Source organism: Roseateles sp. 22389, assembly GCF_052044995.1.
GTDB lineage: Bacteria > Pseudomonadota > Gammaproteobacteria > Burkholderiales > Burkholderiaceae_C > Roseateles.
In genome coordinates, this window is sequence record NZ_JBQEOF010000004.1 from 84,496 (window position 1) to 105,592 (window position 21,097).

Genomic DNA, 21,097 nt, shown 5'->3' on the forward strand with positions numbered 1-21,097 from the left:
CATGCGCCTCGACCTCACCACCCTGAACCTCGTGTTGGCGATCGAACAGACCCGCTCCATCACCCGCGGGGCCGAGCGCGAACATCTGGCGCTGGCCGCGGCCAGTAAGCGGATCTCCGACCTGGAAACCCGGCTGGGCGTGCAGCTCTTCGAGCGCCGCGCCCGCGGCGTCGAGCCCACCGAGGCCTGCCGGGCGCTGGTCCGCCACATCCGCTCGCTGCATGCATCGCTGCACGCGCTGGAGAGCGAGGTCGTCGAATTCGCCCGCGGCATCAAGGGCCACCTGCGCATCGCCGCCAACGCCGGCGCGATCGCCGAGGCGCTGCCGCCCGACCTGGCCGCGTTCTCCCAGGCCCATCCGCAGATCCGCATCAGCCTCGAGGACCAGACCAGCGCCGAAGTCCAGGCCGCCGTGGCCGAAGGCCGCGCCGACGTGGGCGTCTTCACGACGCCGCTGCTGGACAACCGGCTGCAGACCTGGTCCTACCGCACCGGCCGGCTGGCGGTGCTGGTGCCGGCGGCGCACGAGCTGGCGGGGCGCGAGTCGGTCAGCTTCGACGACCTGCTGGATCACGACCTCGTCGGCCTGCACAGCGGCGCCGCGGCGCAGGAACTCATGATGCAGGAGGCCATGACCCGCGGCCGCACGCTGAAGGCGCGGCTGCAGGTGCGCGGCTTCGATGCGATCGCCCAGCTGGTCGAGGCCGGCATGGGCGTCGCGGTGCTGCCGGACGCGCCGGCGCGCCGTTTCGCCCAGGTCTTCGATGTCCGCCGGCTGGCGCTCGATGAAGCCTGGGCCCAGCGCGACTACGTGCTGGGCGTGGCCCGCCAGGAGCGGCTGCCCACCGTCGTGCAGCGCTTCGTCGACGCGCTGTGCCCGGCGGCCAAGGGCGAGGCGTCCGCCTCTACCTCGGCCTCTACCCCGGCCTCGCCCGCGACCTCGTCGCCCCCCGTTTCCAAGGGCGCTTCCCGGTGAAGCGCCATTCCTGAAGTGATGGAGAGCCATCCCATGACCGCCAACATCGCCAACGCTGGTGCGCCACGCACCCTCTACGACAAGCTCTGGGACGAGCACGTGGTGCACACCGAGGAGGACGGCACCGCCGTCCTGTACATCGACCGCCACCTGGTCCACGAAGTCACCAGCCCGCAGGCCTTCGAGGGCCTCGATCTGGCCGGCCGCAAGGTCTGGCGCCTGTCGGCCAACCTGGCCGTCAGCGACCACAACGTCCCCACCACGGACCGTAGCCAGGGCATCGCCGATCCGGTGTCGCGGCTGCAGGTCGACACGCTGGACAAGAACTGCGACCGCTTCGGCATCACGCAGTTCAAGATGAGCGACAAGCGCCAGGGCATCGTCCACGTGATCGGCCCGGAGCAGGGCGCCACGCTGCCCGGCATGACCGTCGTCTGCGGCGACAGCCACACTTCGACGCACGGCGCCTTCGGCGCGCTGGCGCATGGCATCGGCACCTCCGAGGTCGAGCACGTGCTGGCCACGCAGACGCTGCTGGCCAAGAAGGCCAAGAACCTGCTGATCAAGGTCGAGGGCCAGGTCATGCCCGGCGTCGGCGCCAAGGACATCGTGCTGGCCATCATCGGCCGCATCGGCACCGCCGGCGGCACGGGCTACACCATCGAGTTCGCCGGCAGCGCCATCCGCGCGCTGTCGATGGAAGGCCGCATGACCGTCTGCAACATGGCGATCGAGGCGGGCGCGCGCGCCGGCCTGATCGCCGTCGACGACACGACGATCCAGTACGTCAAGGGCCGCCCGTTCACGCCCACCGGCGTCGAATGGGACCAGGCCGTGCAGTACTGGCGCACGCTGCATTCCGATCCGGGCGCGACCTTCGATGCGGTCGTCGAGCTGGACGCGACGCAGATCCGCCCGCAGGTGACCTGGGGCACCTCGCCCGAGATGGTCCTGTCCATCGAGGATCGCGTGCCCGATCCCGAGAAGGAGAAGGACGCCGTCAAGCGCGGCGCCATCGAGCGCGCGCTGCAGTACATGGCGCTGGAGCCCAACAAGGCGATCAACGACATCCGCATCGACAAGGTCTTCATCGGCAGCTGCACCAACAGCCGCATCGAAGACATGCGCGAGGCCGCGGCCGTGGTCAAGCGCCTGGGCGGCCGCGTGGCCAGCAACGTCAAGCTGGCGCTGGTGGTGCCGGGCTCCGGCCTGGTGAAGGCGCAGGCCGAGGCTGAAGGGCTGGACCAGATCTTCAAGGCTGCCGGCTTCGAATGGCGCGAGCCGGGCTGCTCGATGTGCCTGGCGATGAACGCGGACCGCCTCGAGCCGGGCGAGCGCTGCGCTTCCACGAGCAACCGCAACTTCGAAGGTCGTCAGGGCGCCGGCGGTCGCACCCACCTCGTCAGCCCCGCGATGGCCGCGGCCGCCGCGATGGAAGGGCACTTCGTCGACGTGCGACGTCTGGCTTGAGCGCCCGAATGCAGGAGCAACACATGGACAAGTTCACCGTGCACAAGGGCCTCGTGGCCCCGATGGATCGCGAGAACGTCGACACCGACGCGATCATCCCCAAGCAATTCCTGAAGTCGATCAAGCGCAGCGGCTTCGGCCCGAATCTCTTCGACGAGTGGCGCTACCTCGATCACGGCGAGCCGGGTCAGGATCCGGCCTCGCGCAAGCCCAACCCGGACTTCGTGCTGAACCAGCCGCGCTACCAGGGCGCTTCGATCCTGATCGCGCGCGGCAACTTCGGCTGCGGCTCCAGCCGCGAGCACGCGCCCTGGGCGCTGCAGCAGTACGGCTTCCGCGCACTGATCGCGCCCAGCTTCGCCGACATCTTCTTCAACAACACCTTCAAGAACGGCGTGCTGCCGATCGTGCTCCCCGAGAGCCAGGTTGCGCGCCTGTTCGACGAGGTCTTCGCCTTCCCGGGCTATCAGCTGACCGTGGACCTGGAGCGCCAGGTCGTCGTCAAGCCCGATGGCGAGGAACTGCCCTTCGACGTCCAGCCATTCCGCAAGTACTGTCTGCTCAACGGCTTCGACGACATCGGCCTGACGCTGCGTCACGCCGACAAGATCAAGGCCTTCGAGGCCGAACGCATCGCCACCAAGCCGTGGCTCAACAACCGAATTACTCGCTGAGGACCCCATGAAGATCGCAGTCCTGCCCGGTGATGGCATCGGCACCGAAATCGTCGCGGAGGCCGTCAAGGTCCTGAACGTGCTCGAGCTGCCGCTCGAGATGGAGACCGCGCCCGTCGGTGGCGCCGCCTATGAGGCCGCCGGCCATCCGCTGCCCGAGGCCACGCTCAAGCTGGCGCAGGACGCGGACGCCGTGCTGTTCGGCGCCGTCGGCGACTGGAAGTACGACAAGCTCGAGCGCGCGCTGCGCCCCGAGCAGGCGATCCTGGGCCTGCGCAAGGCGCTGGGCCTGTTCGCCAACTTCCGTCCCGCGATCTGCTATGAGCAGCTGACCCATGCGTCCAGCCTCAAGCCGGAACTCGTCGCGGGCCTGGACATCCTGATCATCCGCGAGCTCACCGGCGACATCTACTTCGGTCAGCCGCGCGGCCGCCGCACCGCCGTCGACGGCCACTTCCCCGGCAGCGAGGAAGCCTTCGACACGATGCGCTACTCGCGTCCCGAGATCGAGCGCATCGCCCACGTCGCCTTCCAGGCCGCGCGCAAGCGCAACCGCAAGGTGACTTCGGTCGACAAGGCCAACGTGCTGGAGACCTTCCAGTTCTGGAAGGACGTCGTGACCGAGGTCCATCAGCAGTACCCGGACGTCGAGCTCGAGCACATGTACGTCGACAACGCCGCGATGCAGCTGGTCAAGGCGCCCAAGAAGTTCGACGTCGTCGTCACCGGCAACATGTTCGGCGACATCCTGTCGGACGAGGCGGCCATGCTGACCGGCTCGATCGGCATGCTGCCCAGTGCCTCGTTGGACAAGAACAACAAAGGCCTGTACGAACCGAGTCATGGCAGCGCGCCAGACATCGCAGGAAAGGGGATTGCCAATCCGCTGGCTACAATCCTGTCCGCTGCCATGATGCTCAAGTTCTCCCTCAACCAGCCCGAAGCCGCCGCTCGCATCGAGTCGGCGGTTCAGTCCGTGCTGGCCCAGGGTCTGCGTACCGCGGACATCTGGAGCGAGGGCACCCAGAAGGTGAGCACGCGCGAGATGGGTGATGCCGTCGTCGCCGCCATTGCGTCCAGCAAGGGCACGACCACCATTACCACGACCAAAACCATCAAGAGCTAGTCCGCTCCGGTTCGTCTCGCCCCCACTCACAAACCCGGCGAAGCGAGCCGGGCAGGCTCCCCAGGGTTTGTGACGGTGTTTGGGCGACATGCCCGGCCAGCAGTGCCGGGCCTCTTCAAGGAACGCAAATGACGACTTTGGTTGGACTGGTGGGTTGGCGCGGCATGGTCGGCTCCGTGCTGATGGACCGCATGGCGCAGGAGCGCGATTTCGACCTGATCGAGCCGCTGTTCTTCAGCACCTCGAACGCCGGCGGCGCCGCCCCGTCGTTCGCGAAGAACGAGACCGCGCTGCAGAGCGCCTTCGACATCGAGCAGCTCAAGCGCTGCGAGATCATCATCACCTGCCAGGGTGGCGACTACACGAACGAGGTCTATCCCAAGCTGCGCGCCGCGGGCTGGAACGGCCACTGGATCGACGCCGCGTCCTCGCTGCGCATGGCCGACAACGCCGTGATCGTGCTGGACCCGGTCAACATGCCGGTGATCAAGAACGCGCTGGCCAAGGGCGGCAAGGACTGGATCGGCGGCAACTGCACCGTCAGCTGCATGCTGATGGGCGTGGGCGCGCTGTACAAGGCGGGCCTGGTCGAGTGGATGTCCACGCAGACCTACCAGGCGGCTTCGGGCGGCGGCGCGCAGCACATGCGCGAGCTGCTGACCCAGTACGGCACGCTCAACGCCGCCGTGCGTCCGCTGCTGGACGACCCCAAGAGCGCGATCCTCGAGATCGACCGCCAGGTCATCGCCAAGCAGCGTTCGCTGTCGGCCGAGGAAACCGCCAATTTCGGCGTGCCGCTGGGCGGCTCGCTGATCCCGTGGATCGACAAGGACCTGGGCAACGGCACCTCCAAGGAAGAGTGGAAGGGCATGGCCGAGACCAACAAGATCCTCGGCCAGGGCGAGGGCTTCGGCTCGCCGGCCGTGCCGGTCGACGGCTTCTGCGTGCGCGTGGGCGCGATGCGCTGCCACTCGCAGGCGCTGACCTTCAAGCTGAAGAAGGACGTGCCGCTGGCCGACATCGAGGCCATGATCGCCGCCGACAACGAGTGGGTGAAGGTCGTCCCCAACACCCGCGAGGCCACGATCAAGGACCTGACGCCCGTGGCCGTGACCGGCACGATGACCATCCCGGTGGGCCGCCTGCGCAAGCTGGCGATGGGCCCGGACTACCTCGGCGCGTTCACGATCGGTGACCAGTTGCTGTGGGGCGCGGCGGAGCCGCTGCGCCGGATGCTGAGGATCCTGCTGGATCGCTGAGCCAGGGGTCGGGAAGCGGTGGCGTGCCACCGCTTTTTTTCGCTCCGATGAGGGAAAGCGAGCACGGCGCCCGCGTTGCCTTCTAGCGACAAGGCCGTAACCACCTGTGAATCGAGGCTGGCTCATGGATGTTATTCATGAGCTACCTCAGCAACGATGCGTATATGCTTGCCACCGTTGTGATTTTCTACCGCGGGATGGGCAGGGAGCCTGCGCGGCGCATGAGTCGCACAACAACAATACGTCATGACGAGCGGTCCTCCGGGTGGGCCGCTTTGTTGCTTTGGGGGACGCCTTGAAAAAACATGCGAGCGCATATGCGCGTTTTGCGCTGAGCCAGGTGGCCGCGGTCACCGCGTTGGGACTGGCGGCGGGCTCCGCCTGGGGTCTGGGACTGGGGAAACTGACGGTCCAGTCGGCGCTCGGCGAAACGCTGCGCGCCGAGATCGACGTCAGCAGCCTGAGCCCTGAAGAGGCGAGTTCGCTGAAGCTGCGCGTCGCGCCGCCGGAGTCCTATCGCGCCTCGGGCCTGGACTACAACGCGGTGCTGGCCAACACGCAGGTGCAACTGGCCCGCCGTTCCGACGGACGCCCCTATCTGCGCCTGTCCAGCGACCGCGCGGTGCAGGAGCCCTTCGTCGACGTCATCCTCGAGGTGAACTGGTCCAGCGGCCGCCTGACCCGCGAGTTCACGCTGCTGTTCGATCCGCCGAGCAACAACGTCGCGCGTCCGGCCGAACCGACCACCTCGCCGGTGATCTCGGCGCCCGCGCCGTCGCCGGCGACCGCGCGCACGCAGGCGCCGGTGTCCTCCGCGCCGGCCACCCCGGTCAGCCAGCCGCCCGCGCCGGCCGTGACCGCGCGCACGCCGCGTCCCGCACCGGCCCCGTCCGCTGCACCGGCCGTTCCGGCGCCGGCCACGGGCGATTCCGAATACACCGTCAAGCCGGGCGACACGCTGTCGCGCATCGCCTCGCGCACCCAGCCCGCGGGCGTGTCGCTGGACCAGATGCTGGTCGGCCTGTACCGCAGCAACCCCGACGCGTTCATCGGCCAGAACATGAACCGGCTGAAGTCCGGCGCGGTGCTGTCGGTGCCGGGCAGCGAGTCGGTCCAGTCGATCACGCCGCAGGAGGCGCGCCGCGTCATCCAGGCGCAGAGCAGTGACTTCGGCGGTTACCGCCAGCGCCTGGCCGAAGCCGCGCCGACGCTCAAGCCCGACGAGAACGCCCGCCAGGCCAAGGGCTCGGTGCAGGCGGCCGTCGAGGACCGCAAGCCGGCGACCTCGGCCACGCCCGACAAGCTGACCTTGAGCAAGCCCAACGTCGCCACCGGCGGCGAGGCCAAGGTGTCCAAGGACACCGAGAAGAAGGACTCTGCGGCGCGCGTCGCCGAGCTGACCCGCAACGTCGAGGAGCTGAAGAAGCTCTCCGCCGCCGCGAAGCCGTCCGCGCCGACGGCGACCGCCGCCGCACCGGCCCCCGCGCCCGCTCCGGCGCCTGCCCCCGCTCCCGCGCCAGCACCCGCCCCGGTGGTGACGCCGCCGGTGAGCGTGGCCGCGAACGTGCCGCCCGCTTCGGAAGCGCCTGCCGCCGCGTCCGCGCCGGCCTCGGCCGCCGTCGCCGAGGCACCGGCCTCGCGTCCGGTCGCCGCGTCGGCGCCGCGCGCCGTGCCCGCGCCGCACGCGGAACCGGAGGAGCCCGGCTTCCTGGACTCGCTCGGCGACTACCTGCCCGCGCTGGTCGCGGCACTGGCTGTGATCGCCGGCGGCATCGGCTACAACCGCTGGCGCGCCCGCCGCGACGCGGCTTCCCGCTCGGAGACCGCCTTCGCCGAGAGCCGTCTGGCGCCGGATTCTTTTTTCGGCCATAGCGGCGGCCAGCGCGTCGACACCCGTGACGCGTCGACCACCGGCCAGTCGTCGATGAGCTACTCGCTGAGCCAGCTCGACGCGATCGGCGACGTGGACCCGGTCGCCGAGGCCGATGTCTACCTGGCCTATGGCCGCGACCTGCAGGCCGAGGAAATCCTGAAGGAAGCGCTGCGCGCCAATCCCGAACGCCTGGCCATCCGCCTGAAGCTGCTCGAGGTCTACGGCAAGCGCCGCGACATCAAGGGCTTCGAGCAACTGGCCGTGCAGCTCTACGCCGAGACCAAGGGGCAGGGCGAGGACTGGGCCAAGGTGCAGGAGCTCGGCCGCCAGGTCGATCCGGAGAATCCGCTGTACCAGCCCGGTGGCGCGCCGACGATGTTCGAGAGCGACGATGAGCGCCCCGAGCCGATGAACGCCAGCACGCTGCCCGCCGCGGGCCTCGCGCACCCGGGCAGCGGTGCGATCGCCCGTGCCGCGGCGACCGCTGCTGCCGCCGCCGCGCCGCGCGACAGCGGTCCGTCCAGCCCGATGGACCTGGACCTCGACCTGGACCTGGCGTCGCCGCCCGCACCGGCACCGGCCATGGCCGCCACGCAGGCGCTGCCGTCGTCCGCCAGCCAGGCGCCGATGAGCATGGACCTGGACCTGAGCACGCCGCCGGCGGCGCCGGCCCCGTCCCATGCCCGCGAGCTGGAGTTCGACCTCGGCGACCTGGACGACCTGGGTGGCGCGCCGGCCCCGGCGCCCGCGCAGGATCCGTCGTCGCTGGACTTCGACCTGTCGAGCATCGACCTGGACCTGCCGTCCGACGCGCCGGCGAGCCCTGGGAAGGCGGGCCAGTCGTTCGAGACCCAGGACGTCGCCTCGATCGACCTGCCGGACCTGGGTGCGCTGCCGGACATCCGGTCGACCCCGGACACGATGAGCCTGGACGACCTGGGCGTCGACCTGGACAGCATCGACCCGAACGACGACGAGGCGCTGCAGCGTCAGCTGGAACTGGCCGAGGAATTCCGCCAGATCGGCGATACCGAAGGCGCGCGCGACGTGCTGCAGGAGCTGGTCGGCAAGGCCTCCGGTCCGGTGCGCGACCGCGCTCAGCAGATGCTGGACCAGCTTCGCTAAACTGCGGCCGGTTCACGACAAGGCGCTCGGCCTGGCCGGGCGCCTTTTCTTTTTGGCGGCTTCCTTTCGAGTTCGGAGACCTGCATGCGCGTGGCGCTGGGCGTGAGTTATCGCGGCGAGGCCTACAAGGGCTGGCAGAGCCAGCCCGGCGGCGGCACGGTGCAGGACGCGCTGGAAGCGGCGCTGGCGCAGTTCGTCGCGCAACCGATCCGCACCATCTGCGCCGGCCGCACCGACACCGGCGTCCATGGGCTCAACCAGGTGGTCCACTTCGATTCGCCGGTGGCGCGCGAAGCCTTCTCCTGGGTGCGTGGCGTCAACCGCTACCTGCCGCGCGACATCGCGATCCAATGGGCCGCCTTTCCCGGCGAGGACTTCCATGCGCGCAACTGGGCGCGCGGCCGCCGCTACTGGTTCCTGCTGCTGGAGTCCAACGTGCGTCCGTCCATCCAGGCCGGCGGGGTGGGGTGGACCTTCCGCCCGCTGGATGGCGAGGCGATGCGCGACGCGGCCTCGCGCCTGGTCGGCGAGCATGACTTCAGCTCCTTCCGCTCGTCGGAGTGCCAGGCCGCCTCGCCGGTGAAGATCCTGCACGGCATCCGCATCGAGAAGCGCGGTGCCTACTGGCGCTTCGAATTCGACGGCATCGCCTTCCTGCATCACATGATCCGCAACATCATGGGCTGCCTGGTCGCGGTCGGTGCCGGACAGAAGCCGCCCGCGTGGATGGACGAGGTGCTGGCGGCGCGCTCGCGCGACGCGGCGGCGCCGACCTTCCCGCCGGACGGGCTGTACTTCGTCGGCCCGACCTACGACGATCACCTGAACCTGCCGCGGCACACCGCCGCGATGGACTGGTTGCCGTGAGCGGAGGCCTCGCCGTCCGAGAACCTGCCTAGACTGGCGTCCCATGAGCCGAACCCGAATCAAGATCTGCGGCCTGACCCGCGAAGCCGATGTCGATGCCGCCGTCGAGGCCGGCGCCGACGCGATCGGCCTGGTGTTCTACGAGAAGAGCCCGCGCGCGGTGAGCGTCGCGCGCGCCGCCGAGCTGGCGTGGCGCCTGCCGCCGTTCGTGACGCCGGTGGGCCTGTTCGTCAACGCCGCGCCGGCAGCGATCGAGGCGGCGCTGGCCGCGATCCCGACGCTGACGCTGCAGTTCCACGGCGACGAGTCGCCCGAGGACTGCGACCGCTGGTCGCGCCCCTATCTGCGCGCGGCGCGCATGGCGCCGGGCTTCGATTTGCTAGACTTCGCGACTCGTTTCTCCCGCGCCCAGGCCGTGCTGCTCGACGCCTTCGTCGACGGTTACGGTGGAGGCGGAAAGGTCTTCGATTGGTCACTGCTGCCTCCAAGCGTTCCCTCTCCGGTCGTTTTGTCTGGTGGGTTGAGTGCAGCCAACGTGATCGATGGCGTGCGGCAGGTCCGGCCCTGGGCCGTTGACGTCAGCTCCGGCGTGGAGGCCGCCAAGGGCCTCAAGGACGCCGTGAAGATCCGCCAGTTCTGCGATGCCGTGCGCGAGGCCGACCGCCTGGAGTCGGCCTGATTCCGCTTCGAAGCGCGCGCGGGCATCCTCATAGAGGACCCCTCATGTCCAAGACCATCCCCGATTCGATCCCGTTCGTCACGGGACCGCTGGCCGGCTATGCGCAGCCCGACGCGCAAGGCCGTTTCGGCCCCGTGCCGACGGCCAACGCCCATGGCTACTACGGTGGCCGCTTCGTCGCCGAGACGCTGATCCATGCGCTCGACGAGCTGAATGAGGCCTACGCCCGCTACAGCCAGGATCCGGAGTTCATCCGCGAATTCCAGTACGAGCTGGCCCATTTCGTCGGCCGCCCGAGCCCGATCTATCACGCCCGGCGCCTGAGCAGCGAGCTGGGCGGCGCGCAGATCTTCCTCAAGCGGGAGGACCTGAACCACACCGGCGCGCACAAGGTCAACAACACCATCGGCCAGGCGCTGCTGGCGCGCCGCATGGGCAAGAAGCGCGTCATCGCCGAGACCGGCGCCGGCCAGCACGGCGTGGCCACCGCCACCATCTGCGCCCGCTACGGGATGGAATGCGTCGTCTACATGGGCTCGGAGGACGTGAAGCGCCAGTCGCCCAACGTCTACCGGATGAACCTGCTTGGGGCGAAGGTCGTCCCGGTGGAATCCGGCTCCAAGACGCTCAAGGACGCGCTCAACGAGGCGATGCGCGACTGGGTCACCCACATCGAGTCGACCTTCTACATCATCGGCACCGTGGCCGGTCCGCATCCGTATCCGATGATGGTCCGGGACTTCCAGCGCATCATCGGCGACGAATGCCTGGTCCAGATGCCGCAGATGATCGGCAAGCAACCCGATGCGGTCATCGCCTGCGTCGGCGGCGGCAGCAACGCGATCGGCATCTTCTATCCCTACATCCCGCACCAGGACGTGCGCCTGATCGGCGTCGAGGCGGCGGGGCAGGGCGTCGACACGCCCAAGCACGCGGCCACGCTGAGCGCCGGTTCGCCGGGCGTGCTGCACGGCAACCGCACCTACCTGCTGCAGGACGAGGCCGGCCAGATCATCGAGACCCACTCGATCTCCGCCGGCTTGGACTATCCGGGTGTCGGCCCCGAGCACGCCTATCTGAAGGACATCGGCCGCGCCGAGTACGTCGGCGCCACCGATGCCGAGGCGCTCGCCGCCTTCCACCGGCTGTGCCGCACCGAGGGCATCATCCCGGCGCTGGAATCGAGTCACGCGCTCGCGCATGCGATCAAGCTCGCGCCGACGATGCGCCCCGACCAGCACCTGCTGGTGAACCTGTCCGGCCGCGGCGACAAGGACATCGGCACCGTCGCCGACCTGTCGGGCGCCGAGTATTTCGACCGGCCCTCGATGGCCGGCCACGCCGTGAAGGGAGGTGCCTAATGAGCCGCATCCAGGCCACGTTCGCGCGGCTGGCCGCCGCGGGCCGCAAGGCGCTGATCCCTTACGTCACCGCGGGCGATCCCTATGCCGACGTGACGGTCGAGTTGATGCTGGCGATGGCCCAGGCCGGCGCCGACGTCATCGAGCTGGGGGTGCCGTTCTCCGATCCGATGGCCGACGGCCCCGTCATCCAGCGCGCCAGCGAGCGCGCGCTGCAGAAGGGCATCACGCTGACCCATGTGCTGGAGATGGTGCGCGCCTTCCGCCAGCAGGATGCGGACACGCCGGTCGTGCTGATGGGCTACGCGAATCCGGTCGAGCGCTTCGGCCTGGAGCGCTTCGTCACCGAGGCCCAGGCCGCCGGCGTCGACGGCGTGCTGGTCGTCGACTATCCGCCCGAGGAGTGCGAGGCCTTCGCCACCGCGCTCAAGGCCAAGGGGCTGGATCCGATCTTCCTGCTGGCGCCGACTTCCACCGACGAGCGCGTCGAGCGTCTGGGCCGGCTGGCCAGCGGCTATGTCTATTACGTCTCGCTCAAGGGCGTGACCGGCGCCGGCCACCTGGACACCGGCGCCGTCGCCGATGCCATGCCGCGCCTGCGCCGGCACGTGAAGGTGCCGCTGGGCGTGGGTTTCGGCATCCGTGACGGGGCGACGGCCGCCGCCGTGGCCCGGCATGCGGACGCGGTGGTGATCGGTTCGGCCCTGGTTCAGCTGATCGAGCTGCAATCCAGGGATAATGTCGCGATCCAGGCAGCGGCCTTCATCCGAGACATCCGCGCCGCGCTGGACGCCTGAGCGGGGCAATCTGCCCCGCTTTCGCGTTTCGCGACAGACATAGGAGCCCGCCATGAGTTGGCTTGAGAAACTTCTTCCGCCCAAGATCCAGCAGACCGACCCCGACCAGCGCCGCACGGTGCCGGAAGGCTTGTGGATCAAGTGCCCGTCCTGCGAGACGGTGCTCTACAAGACCGACCTCGAGCAGAACGTCAACGTCTGCCCGAAGTGCGGCCACCACCACCGCATCGGCGCCCGCGCCCGTCTGGACGCGTTCCTGGACGGGGAAGGGCGCTACGAGGTCGGTCAGGAGGTGCTGCCGGTCGACGCGCTGAAGTTCAAGGACAGCAAGAAGTATCCCGACCGCCTCAAGGAAGCGCTGGAGAACACCGGCGAGACCGACGCGCTGGTCGTGATGGGCGGCGCGGTGATGAGCATCCCGGTCGTCGCCGCCTGCTTCGAGTTCGACTTCATGGGCGGCTCGATGGGCTCCGTGGTCGGCGAGCGCTTCGCGCGCGGCGTCGAGACCGCGCTGGAGCAGAAGACCCCCTTCATCTGCTTCACCGCCACCGGCGGCGCGCGGATGCAGGAAGGCCTGCTCTCGCTGATGCAGATGGCCAAGTCCAATGCCGCGCTGACGCGTCTGGCCAAGGCGAAGCTGCCCTACGTTAGCGTGCTGACCGACCCGACGATGGGCGGTGTCTCGGCCAGCTTCGCCTTCGTCGGCGACCTGGTCATCGCCGAGCCCAAGGCGCTGATCGGCTTCGCGGGCCCGCGCGTGATCGAGAACACCGTGCGCGAGAAGCTGCCCCCGGGCTTCCAGCGCGCCGAGTTCCTGATGGAGAAGGGCGCGATCGACATGATCGTCGACCGCCGCAAGCTGCGCGAGGTCATCGCCCGCAACCTGGCCATCCTGCAGCGCCAGAGCGCCGACGCGGTCGCCTGACGGCGCGCCGCCGAACCGCCCGCGGCGGTTCCGGTCCTCAGCACGGCCAGACCCCTCCCGGTCTGGCCGTCTTCATTTGAGCCTTGGACATTCCGATGACTTCTTCCCCGAACGACCTGTCGATCCCGCAACTGGCCCCGGGCGGCGACGCCCAGCCGGTGCTGGAGGCGTGGCTGTCGCGCTGCGAGCGGCTGCATCCCAAGGAGATCGACATGACGCTGGCCCGGGTCGCCGAGGTGCGCGACCGCCTGGGCCTGCGCTTCGGCGCGGACACGCCCGTCGTCATGGTCGCCGGCACGAACGGCAAGGGCTCGACCTGCGCGATGCTGGAGAGCATCGCGCTGCAGGCCGGCTACCGCGTCGGCCTCTACATCAAGCCGCACCTGGTGCACTTCCAGGAGCGCTGCCGCGTCGGCGGGGCGCCGGTGGATGCCGCGTCGCTGCTGCCGCATTTCGAGGCCGTCGAGCGCGCGCGCGGCGAGCTGACCCTGACCTATTTCGAGTTCACGACGCTCGCGATCCTGCATCGCCTGGCCGCGGAGCCGCTGGACCTGGTGATCCTGGAGGTCGGCCTGGGCGGGCGGCTGGACGCGGTCAACGCGATCGATGCTGACTGCAGCGTCATCACCAGCATCGACCTGGACCACACCGAGTACCTGGGTCCGGACCGCGAATCGGTCGGCCGCGAGAAGGCGCACATCATGCGGCCGGGCAAGCCGGTGATCGTCTCCGACCCGATGCCGCCCGCCTCGATCGCCGCGCATGCGGCCTCGATCGGGGCCGACCTGCGCCAGCTGGGCCACGATTTCACCTATTCGGGCGACCGGCAGCAGTGGCAGTGGGCGGGGCGCTCGCGCCGCTACAGCGGCATGTCGTATCCGGCGCTGCGTGGCGTGAACCAGCTGCTGAATGCCTCCGGCGTGCTGGCCGTGTTCGAGGCGCTGTACGAGCGGCTGCCGATCTCCGCCCAGGCGGTGCGCGCCGGCCTGGCTTTGGTGGAGCTGCCGGGGCGCTTCCAGGTGATCCCGGGCTCGCCGATGCTGGTGCTGGACGTGGCGCACAACCCGCACGCGGTGGCGGCGCTGGCGCAGAACCTGGACCAGATGGGCTTCTACCCGCGCACCCGCGCGGTGCTCGGCGCGATGGCCGACAAGGACCTGGCCAACATCCTGGCGCGGATCTCGCCGCTGATCGATCACTGGCACTTCTGCGACCTGCCGATCGCCCGTGCGGCGACCGCCCAGGCGCTCCAGCAGCGCTTCGACGAGGCCCGCGCCGCCGGCGCGCTGCAGACGCCGAAGGAAGTGGGCAGTTCTCTGCATCCGGACCCCGCGTCGGCGCTGGCCGCCGCGGCGGCCGAGGCGGACCCCGCTGATAGAATTTTGGTCTTTGGTTCGTTCTTCACCGTGGGCGGCATCCTCAAGCACGGCATCCCGAGATTGGGCGGCGGCGTCCAGCCGGAAGCCGGGCCCTGAACTACCGCCCATGCCGCGCCAACCGCGCGTTGAACGCATCGCAACGCTGCATTCGAATCTGTCGCGATTGAAGTCGGCGGCCCTGTCCGCAGATGCGCCAGGGCCGCTTTCCGCTCCGGGGCGGCGCGGCACCAACCAGGTCTTCCGAGTACATGGGATTTCTTTCCTTCCTGAAGCGCGGCGAAGCGAATGAGGCCGGCGATCGCGGTGCCGAGCGGGGTCGCTCCGGCGACGGCGGCCGTGGCCGTGCCCGCGGTGGCGCCGAGGCGGTGGACGACGTCCAGCAACTGCGCCTGCGGGCCCGGCGGCGCCTGATCGGCGCGGCGGTGCTGGTGGGGGTGGCGGTGATCGTGTTCCCGCTGCTGTTCGAGACCCAGCCCCGTCCCATCCCGGTGGACCTGCCGATCGACATCCCGCGCAAGGACGGCGCCGCGCCGCTGAACATCCCGGCGCCGACCGCCCAGACTTCGCGTCCCCCGGCCGCCGATGGCGATGCCGGTCGCGGCATCATCACCGAGTCCGCCGAGCAGGCCGCCGCCGACCGCGCGGTGCCGCCACCCCAGACCGCGACGCCGGAGCAGCAGGTCGCGCAGGCGATGCCGCCGACGCGCATGGCGACGCAGCCCGACGAGCGCGCCACGATGGCCGAACCGGCACGCCCGGCGCGCGTCGAGCCCAAGCCGGAGTCCAGACCCGACACCCGGGCCGAGTCCAAGCCTGAAAGCAGCAAGCCCGAAAGCAGCAAGCCGGAACGCAAGCCCGAGCCGAAACCCGAGGCCAAGCCGGAGCGCAAACCGGAAGCCAAGCCCGAATCGAAGCCCGACACCCGGTCGGCCGACGCCGCTCGCGCGCAGGCCTTGCTGGAAGGCCGGTCCGCGTCGGACCGCAAGCCCGACGCCGCCGCCGGCGGCGGGCGCTTCATCGTCCAGGTCGGCGCCTACGCCGATGGCAAGGCCGCGCAGGACGTGCGCGCCAAGGTCGAGCGGCTCGGACTGAAGACCTACACGCAGGCGGTCGAGACCGCCGACGGCAAGCGCATCCGCGTGCGGGTGGGGCCGTTCAATTCGCGGGACGAGGCGGACAAGGTCGCGGCGAAGGTGCGCGGCGGTGGCCTCTCCTCGGCCGTGCTGACGCTCTGACGGGCCGGCACGGAGACCAGGACGATGCCCGGCCATGAACGCCTCGCGCCCCGATCGCCAGTTGCCCGTCGCGGAGCACCGCGATGAACTGGATCGACATCGCGCTGCTGAGCCTGCTGGCGATCTCGGTGCTGCTGGGCGCTTGGCGCGGCCTGGTGTTCGAGCTGATGACGATCGCCGGCTGGGGCGTGGCCTACCTGGCCTCGCCCTTCGTCGCCCCGTTCATCGAGCGCTTCATCCCGCCGGAGAAGGTCGGCCCGGCGCTGATCCATGCGCTGGGACTGGTGCTGGGCTTCATCCTCGTCCTGCTGGTGTGGGGCCTGGGCGCGAAGCTGGTCCGGGCGCTGATTCACGCGACGCCGCTGGGCGTGATCGACCGGCTCGGCGGCGCGGCCTTCGGCGTGCTGCGCGCGGTGCTGCTGGCGCTGCTGGCCACCGTCATCGTCGGCATGACACCGGCGGTGCGCTCGCAAGCCTGGACCGAATCGCAGGCCGCGCCCTGGCTGCAGGCGGCGCTGACGCAGCTGCGGCCGCTGTTGCCGGCGGCGCTGCACGACTACATTCCGGCCTGAGCGTCACGAGCGCCCGGGTCTTCGCTTTCCTCCCGTTTCCAGAGCATTGAAGGACCTCCCATGTGCGGCATCGTCGGTGTGATTTCCAAGGCGCCGGTCAACCAGCTGATCTATGACGCGCTGCTGCTGCTGCAGCACCGCGGCCAGGACGCGGCCGGCATCGTCACGATGCAGGGCCACAAGTGCTTCATGCACAAGGCGCGCGGCATGGTGCGCGATGTCTTCCGCACTCGCAACATGCGCGCGCTGCCCGGCAACGTGGGCCTGGGCCAGGTCCGCTACCCGACCGCCGGCAATGCCTACTCCGAGGAAGAGGCCCAGCCGTTCTACGTCAACGCCCCCTACGGCATCGTGCTGGTCCACAACGGCAACCTGACCAACGCGCATGCGCTGAAGGACGAGCTGTTCGAGGTCGATCGCCGCCACATCAACACCGAGAGCGACACCGAGGTGCTGATCAACGTGCTGGCCCATGAGCTGGAGATGGCCGGCCGCGACCTGCCGCTGACGCCGGCACAGATCTTCAAGGCCGTGGGCACGGTGCACAAGCGCATCAAGGGCTCCTACGGCGTGATCGCGCTGATCGCCGGTCATGGCCTGCTCGCCTTCCGCGATCCCTACGGCATCCGGCCGTTGTGCTTCGGCCAGTCGGGCGACGGCGAGGTGATGGTGGCCAGCGAGAGCGTCGCGCTCGAGGGCACCGGCCACACGTTGACGCGCGACCTCGCGCCCGGCGAGGCCCTGTTCATCGACACCAGCGGCACCCTCCACACGCAGCAGTGCGCCGAGCATCCGACGCTGAATCCCTGCATGTTCGAGTTCGTCTACCTGGCGCGCCCGGACTCGGTGATGGACGGCATCTCGGTCTACCAGGCGCGCCTGAACATGGGCGAGACGCTGGCCCAGCGCCTGATCTCGACGATCCCGCCCAGCGAGATCGACGTCGTCATCCCGATCCCGGAATCGAGCCGCCCGTCGGCGATGCAGCTCGCGCACCGCATCGGCAAGCCGTACCGCGAGGGCTTCGTCAAGAACCGCTACGTCGGCCGGACCTTCATCATGCCGGGCCAGTCCACGCGCAAGAAGTCGGTGCGCCAGAAGCTCAACGCGATCGGCCTGGAGTTCAAGGGCCGCAACGTGCTGCTGGTCGACGATTCCATCGTGCGCGGCACGACCTCCAAGGAGATCGTCCAGATGGCCCGCGAGGCCGGCGCCAACAAGGTCTACCTGGCCTCGGCCGCGCCGCCGGTGCGCTTCCCCAACGTCTACGGCATCGACATGCCGACCAAGGAGGAGCTGATCGCCCATGGCCGCTCGATCGAGGAGATCCGCCAGTTCATCGGCGCCGATGCGCTGATCTACCAGGACGTCGACGCGATGAAACGCGTCGTCGCCCAGCTGCGTCCGGGTCTGAACGGCTTCGAGGCCTCCTGCTTCGACGGCCAGTACATCACCGGCGACGTGTCGGCCGAGGACTTCGCGACGCTGCAGGCGCAGCGCAAGTCGCAGCCCGAGGAGGAGGACCTGCCGGCGCGCAGCCGCCTCGCGCTGCAGAGCGGTGGAGACCAGTGATGGCCAACGAAAAGCAAGGGGGCATCCCGCGCGTGGACCTGCCGGCCGACGCGCGCCTGGACACGCTCGCGGTCCGCGAGGGGCTGCCGCCGTCGCCCTGGGGCGAGAACTCCGAGGCGCTGTACCTGACCAGCTCCTTCGTGCATCCGGACGCGGCCACCGCCGCGCGCCGCTTCGCCAACGAGGAGGAGGCCTTCGTCTACAGCCGCTTCTCCAACCCGACGGTGATGATGATGGAGCGCCGGCTCGCGGCGCTGGAGGGCACCGAGGCCTGCATCGCGACGTCCTCGGGCATGTCCGCGATCATGCTGCTCGTGATGGGCCTGCTGAAGGCCGGCGATCACGTCGTGTGCTCGCGCTCGGTCTTCGGCTCGACGATCAAGCTGCTGCAGGGCGAGTTCGGCAAGTTCGGCGTCCAGACGACCTTCGTCTCGCAGACCGACCTGACGGAATGGAAGAACGCGCTGCAGCCCAACACCAGGCTGCTGTTCGCCGAGACCCCGACCAATCCGCTGACCGAGGTCTGCGACGTCGCCGCGCTGGCGGACATCGCGCACGGCCACGGTGCGCTGCTCGCGGTCGACAACTGCTTCGCATCCCCCGCGCTGCAGCAGCCGGCGAAGATGGGCGCGGACTTCATCATCCATTCCGGCACCAAGTACCTCGATGGCCAGGGCCGCGTGATCGCCGGCGCGATCTGCGCGTCGTCGAAACATGTGGACGAGGTGTTCACGCCGGTGATGCGCTCGGTGGGCATGTCGCTCTCGCCGTTCAACGCCTGGGTCGTGCTCAAGGGCATGGAGACGCTGTCGGTGCGCATGAAGGCGCAGACCGCCAGCGCCGCGCGGCTGGCCGAATGGCTGGAGGCCCATCCCGGCGTCGAGCGTGTCTATTACCCGGGCCTGAAGTCGCACCCGCAGCATGAGCTTGCGATGCGCCAGCAAGGCGGGCAGGGCGGGGCGGTGGTGTCCTTCATCGTCAAGGGCGGCGCCCGGGCGGCCGAGGACGGCGGTCGCGCCGCCGCCTTCCACGTGATCGACCAGACACGCATCTGCTCCATCACCGCCAACCTCGGCGACACCAAGACCACCATCACCCATCCGGCCAGCACCTCGCACGGCCGGCTCACCGAGCCGCAACGCCAGGCGGCCGGCATCACGCAGGGGCTGATCCGCGTCGCGGTGGGCCTCGAAGACATCGAAGACATCAAGGCCGACCTGGCCCGTGGTTTGAACTCGCTATGACCTCTCCCATCCGCACCCGCATCGCGCCGTCGCCGACGGGCTTCCTGCACCTGGGCACGGCCCGCACCGCGCTGTTCTCGTGGGCCTATGCGCGTCACCACGGTGGCGAATTCGTGCTGCGCATCGAGGACACCGATGTCGCGCGTTCGACGCAGGATTCGGTCGACCAGATCCTGGCGTCGATGAAGTGGCTGGGGCTCGACTACGACGAGGGTCCGGTCTACCAGATGCAGCGCCTGGAGCGCTACCACGCGGTGATCGAGCAGATGATCGCCGCGGGCACCGCCTACCGCTGCTACTGCTCGCCCGAGGAGCTGGCCGCGATGAAGGCCGGCCAGGAAGGGCGCGGCGAGAAGCGCCGCTACGACGGCACCTGGCGCCCGGAGCCGGGCAAGACGCTGCCGGCGATCCCGGCCGGCGTGTCGCCGGTGGTCCGATTCAAGAATCCGATCGACGGCGACGTGAGCTGGGACGACTTGGTCAAGGGCACCATCACCATCAACAACCGCGAGATCGACGACCTGATCCTGCTGCGTCCGGACGGTGTGCCGACCTACAACTTCGCGGTGGTGGTCGACGACTGGGACATGAAGATCACCCATGTCTTCCGCGGTGACGAGCACATCAACAACACGCCCTGGCAGATCAACCTGTTCAATGCGCTGGGCGCGCCCTTGCCGGCCTTCGGGCACATCCCGGTGATCCTGGGCGACGACGGCCTGAAGCTGTCCAAGCGCCGCGGCGCGGTCAGCGTGACCGCCTACGAGGACAACGGTTATCTGCCCGAGGCGATGCTGAACTACCTGTCGCGCCTGGGCTGGAGCCACGGTGACGACGAGCTGTTCTCGCGCGAGCAGCTGGTGTCGTGGTTCGACGGCAGCCACATTTCCAAGAGCCCTGCGCAGTGGGACCCGGCCAAGCTGGAATGGGTCAATGCGCACTACATCAAGCTGGCCGATGACGCCCGCCTTGCGGAACTGGTGAGCGCTCAACTGGCCAAGCGCGGCCTGAGCGCGCCGCAGCGGCTGGAGGCGATGTGCGGCCTGTTCAAGGACCGCTGCAGCACGACCATCGCGTTGGCCGACTGGCTGGCGATGTATGTGTCGCCGGTGACGCCCAGCGAGGCCGACCGCGCGCAGCACCTGACCGATGCGGTCAAGCCGGCCGTGCTCGCGTTCGCCGACAAGCTCGAGGCGCTGGCCAGCTGGGACAAGGCTTCCATCAGCGCCGCCATCAAGGAAACGATCGCGGCGCACGGCCTGAAGATGCCGCAACTGGCCATCCCGGTACGCGTGCTGGCCTGCGGCCGCGCGCAGACGCCGTCGGTCGATGCGGTGCTGGAACTCTTCGACAAAGAAATTTTGTTGAACCGCTTGCGTTCCGTTTAAAACTCGTTCTATACTCTCGTTCTCGCTTGAACAGCGCGTTGTTCGAAACGAACTTCGAAGCAGCAGATGGCGAATCAAAACGGGGAGCGCGAGCTCCCCGATGAGATTCAAAAGCCGCTGAAACGAATCGGTTCGAATCCCCAAAGGGGGTATAGCTCAGCTGGGAGAGCGCTTGCATGGCATGCAAGAGGTCAGCGGTTCGATCCCGCTTACCTCCACCAAACTTCGGTTTGCGTGGCGCGCGGTTCAAGGAAGAAGGTTCAGTCCCCTTCGTCTAGAGGCCTAGGACACCACCCTTTCACGGTGATTACAGGGGTTCGAATCCCCTAGGGGACGCCAAGTTTTCGAGCTTGGTTACTGACCGAGATTGAACGTGAAAATCGAAAATTCTTCGGAACTCGATTTAAGCGTTGTCAAAATCAGGTATAGTAACGAAATCGACGCGGAGAAGCGATCAAGTCATTGATCGAATCAAAGCGAGACCAGTTTGATGCGAAGGAATCGAAAGATTCTGAGTATCTGGAGTGGTAGTTCAGTTGGTTAGAATACCGGCCTGTCACGCCGGGGGTCGCGGG

General features: G+C 68.8%; 17 protein-coding genes and 3 tRNA genes (1 of these 20 cut by a window edge). All 20 read left to right on the forward strand.

What is annotated here, in order from left to right; all coding sequences use genetic code 11:
* The first annotated feature begins 1 nt into the window (after window position 1).
* Window positions 2-976: a LysR family transcriptional regulator gene (locus ACTJKJ_RS07250; protein WP_440820011.1), complete on the forward strand. Its 975-nt coding sequence runs from the start codon at window positions 2-4 to the stop codon at window positions 974-976.
* Between the two features lie 33 nt (window positions 977-1,009).
* Window positions 1,010-2,446 (forward strand): 3-isopropylmalate dehydratase large subunit, encoded by a 1,437-nt coding sequence (gene leuC / locus ACTJKJ_RS07255; protein WP_147241613.1) that lies wholly within the window; start codon window positions 1,010-1,012, stop codon window positions 2,444-2,446.
* 23 nt (window positions 2,447-2,469) lie between these two features.
* Window positions 2,470-3,120, forward strand: coding sequence for a 3-isopropylmalate dehydratase small subunit (leuD, locus tag ACTJKJ_RS07260; RefSeq protein ID WP_183479104.1), 651 nt, complete (start codon window positions 2,470-2,472; stop codon window positions 3,118-3,120).
* A gap of 7 nt (window positions 3,121-3,127) precedes the next feature.
* Complete coding sequence (gene leuB / locus ACTJKJ_RS07265) at window positions 3,128-4,246, forward strand: 3-isopropylmalate dehydrogenase (RefSeq protein ID WP_440820012.1); 1,119 nt, start codon at window positions 3,128-3,130, stop codon at window positions 4,244-4,246.
* Window positions 4,247-4,374: 128 nt separating this feature from the next.
* Window positions 4,375-5,505, forward strand: a complete 1,131-nt coding sequence (gene asd / locus ACTJKJ_RS07270) for an aspartate-semialdehyde dehydrogenase (RefSeq protein WP_440820013.1) — start codon at window positions 4,375-4,377, stop codon at window positions 5,503-5,505.
* A gap of 295 nt (window positions 5,506-5,800) precedes the next feature.
* The gene (locus ACTJKJ_RS07275; RefSeq protein ID WP_440820014.1) at window positions 5,801-8,503 is read left to right on the forward strand and encodes a FimV/HubP family polar landmark protein; all 2,703 of its coding nucleotides are present in this window, start codon (window positions 5,801-5,803) and stop codon (window positions 8,501-8,503) included.
* A gap of 84 nt (window positions 8,504-8,587) precedes the next feature.
* Window positions 8,588-9,370, forward strand: coding sequence for a tRNA pseudouridine(38-40) synthase TruA (truA, locus tag ACTJKJ_RS07280; RefSeq protein WP_091724318.1), 783 nt, complete (start codon window positions 8,588-8,590; stop codon window positions 9,368-9,370).
* A gap of 43 nt (window positions 9,371-9,413) precedes the next feature.
* Entirely contained in the window at window positions 9,414-10,049 is a 636-nt protein-coding gene (locus ACTJKJ_RS07285) for a phosphoribosylanthranilate isomerase (RefSeq protein WP_440820015.1), read from the forward strand.
* An 89-nt stretch (window positions 10,050-10,138) separates the two neighbouring features.
* Window positions 10,139-11,410 (forward strand): tryptophan synthase subunit beta, encoded by a 1,272-nt coding sequence (gene trpB / locus ACTJKJ_RS07290; RefSeq protein ID WP_440820169.1) that lies wholly within the window; start codon window positions 10,139-10,141, stop codon window positions 11,408-11,410.
* Window positions 11,410-12,207 (forward strand): tryptophan synthase subunit alpha, encoded by a 798-nt coding sequence (gene trpA, locus ACTJKJ_RS07295; RefSeq protein WP_440820016.1) that lies wholly within the window; start codon window positions 11,410-11,412, stop codon window positions 12,205-12,207. The genes trpB and trpA overlap by 1 nt, the downstream gene beginning before the upstream one ends.
* 52 nt (window positions 12,208-12,259) lie before the next feature.
* Window positions 12,260-13,132 (forward strand): acetyl-CoA carboxylase, carboxyltransferase subunit beta, encoded by an 873-nt coding sequence (gene accD, locus ACTJKJ_RS07300; RefSeq protein WP_297382792.1) that lies wholly within the window; start codon window positions 12,260-12,262, stop codon window positions 13,130-13,132.
* 95 nt (window positions 13,133-13,227) lie between these two features.
* A complete protein-coding gene (gene folC, locus ACTJKJ_RS07305; RefSeq protein WP_440820017.1) occupies window positions 13,228-14,607 on the forward strand; it encodes a bifunctional tetrahydrofolate synthase/dihydrofolate synthase in 1,380 nt (459 codons plus the stop codon).
* A gap of 152 nt (window positions 14,608-14,759) precedes the next feature.
* Entirely contained in the window at window positions 14,760-15,746 is a 987-nt protein-coding gene (locus tag ACTJKJ_RS07310) for an SPOR domain-containing protein (protein WP_297382790.1), read from the forward strand.
* 83 nt (window positions 15,747-15,829) lie between these two features.
* Window positions 15,830-16,318 carry a CvpA family protein gene (locus tag ACTJKJ_RS07315; protein ID WP_297382789.1) on the forward strand — a complete coding sequence of 163 codons (489 nt, stop codon included), beginning with the start codon at window positions 15,830-15,832 and terminating at the stop codon, window positions 16,316-16,318.
* A 60-nt stretch (window positions 16,319-16,378) separates the two neighbouring features.
* Window positions 16,379-17,890, forward strand: coding sequence for an amidophosphoribosyltransferase (gene purF / locus ACTJKJ_RS07320; RefSeq protein WP_297382788.1), 1,512 nt, complete (start codon window positions 16,379-16,381; stop codon window positions 17,888-17,890).
* On the forward strand, window positions 17,890-19,134 hold the full coding sequence (locus ACTJKJ_RS07325) for an O-succinylhomoserine sulfhydrylase (RefSeq protein WP_091724327.1): 1,245 nt from the start codon (window positions 17,890-17,892) through the stop codon (window positions 19,132-19,134). The genes purF and ACTJKJ_RS07325 overlap by 1 nt, the downstream gene beginning before the upstream one ends.
* A complete protein-coding gene (gltX, locus tag ACTJKJ_RS07330) occupies window positions 19,131-20,522 on the forward strand; it encodes a glutamate--tRNA ligase (protein ID WP_297382787.1) in 1,392 nt (463 codons plus the stop codon). The genes ACTJKJ_RS07325 and gltX overlap by 4 nt, the downstream gene beginning before the upstream one ends.
* 145 nt (window positions 20,523-20,667) lie before the next feature.
* Window positions 20,668-20,743: transfer RNA gene (locus tag ACTJKJ_RS07335), tRNA-Ala, on the forward strand.
* 42 nt (window positions 20,744-20,785) lie between these two features.
* Window positions 20,786-20,861: transfer RNA gene (locus ACTJKJ_RS07340), tRNA-Glu, on the forward strand.
* A 190-nt stretch (window positions 20,862-21,051) separates the two neighbouring features.
* Window positions 21,052-21,097 (forward strand) — tRNA-Asp (locus ACTJKJ_RS07345) (it continues 105 nt past the right edge of the window).

What these genes read in the sequence shown, in the direction of transcription:
- leuD (WP_183479104.1), top strand. Translation starts at nt 2,470, where the DNA reads ATGGACAAGTTCACCGTGCACAAGGGCCTCGTGGCCCCGATGGATCGC.
- leuB (WP_440820012.1), top strand. Translation starts at nt 3,128, where the DNA reads ATGAAGATCGCAGTCCTGCCCGGTGATGGCATCGGCACCGAAATCGTC.
- ACTJKJ_RS07325 (WP_091724327.1), top strand. Translation starts at nt 17,890, where the DNA reads ATGGCCAACGAAAAGCAAGGGGGCATCCCGCGCGTGGACCTGCCGGCC.
- accD (WP_297382792.1), top strand. Translation starts at nt 12,260, where the DNA reads ATGAGTTGGCTTGAGAAACTTCTTCCGCCCAAGATCCAGCAGACCGAC.
- gltX (WP_297382787.1), top strand. Translation starts at nt 19,131, where the DNA reads ATGACCTCTCCCATCCGCACCCGCATCGCGCCGTCGCCGACGGGCTTC.
- asd (WP_440820013.1), top strand. Translation starts at nt 4,375, where the DNA reads ATGACGACTTTGGTTGGACTGGTGGGTTGGCGCGGCATGGTCGGCTCC.
- ACTJKJ_RS07285 (WP_440820015.1), top strand. Translation starts at nt 9,414, where the DNA reads ATGAGCCGAACCCGAATCAAGATCTGCGGCCTGACCCGCGAAGCCGAT.
- trpA (WP_440820016.1), top strand. Translation starts at nt 11,410, where the DNA reads ATGAGCCGCATCCAGGCCACGTTCGCGCGGCTGGCCGCCGCGGGCCGC.
- ACTJKJ_RS07250 (WP_440820011.1), top strand. Translation starts at nt 2, where the DNA reads ATGCGCCTCGACCTCACCACCCTGAACCTCGTGTTGGCGATCGAACAG.
- folC (WP_440820017.1), top strand. Translation starts at nt 13,228, where the DNA reads ATGACTTCTTCCCCGAACGACCTGTCGATCCCGCAACTGGCCCCGGGC.
- purF (WP_297382788.1), top strand. Translation starts at nt 16,379, where the DNA reads ATGTGCGGCATCGTCGGTGTGATTTCCAAGGCGCCGGTCAACCAGCTG.
- leuC (WP_147241613.1), top strand. Translation starts at nt 1,010, where the DNA reads ATGACCGCCAACATCGCCAACGCTGGTGCGCCACGCACCCTCTACGAC.
- truA (WP_091724318.1), top strand. Translation starts at nt 8,588, where the DNA reads ATGCGCGTGGCGCTGGGCGTGAGTTATCGCGGCGAGGCCTACAAGGGC.
- ACTJKJ_RS07315 (WP_297382789.1), top strand. Translation starts at nt 15,830, where the DNA reads ATGAACTGGATCGACATCGCGCTGCTGAGCCTGCTGGCGATCTCGGTG.
- ACTJKJ_RS07310 (WP_297382790.1), top strand. Translation starts at nt 14,760, where the DNA reads ATGGGATTTCTTTCCTTCCTGAAGCGCGGCGAAGCGAATGAGGCCGGC.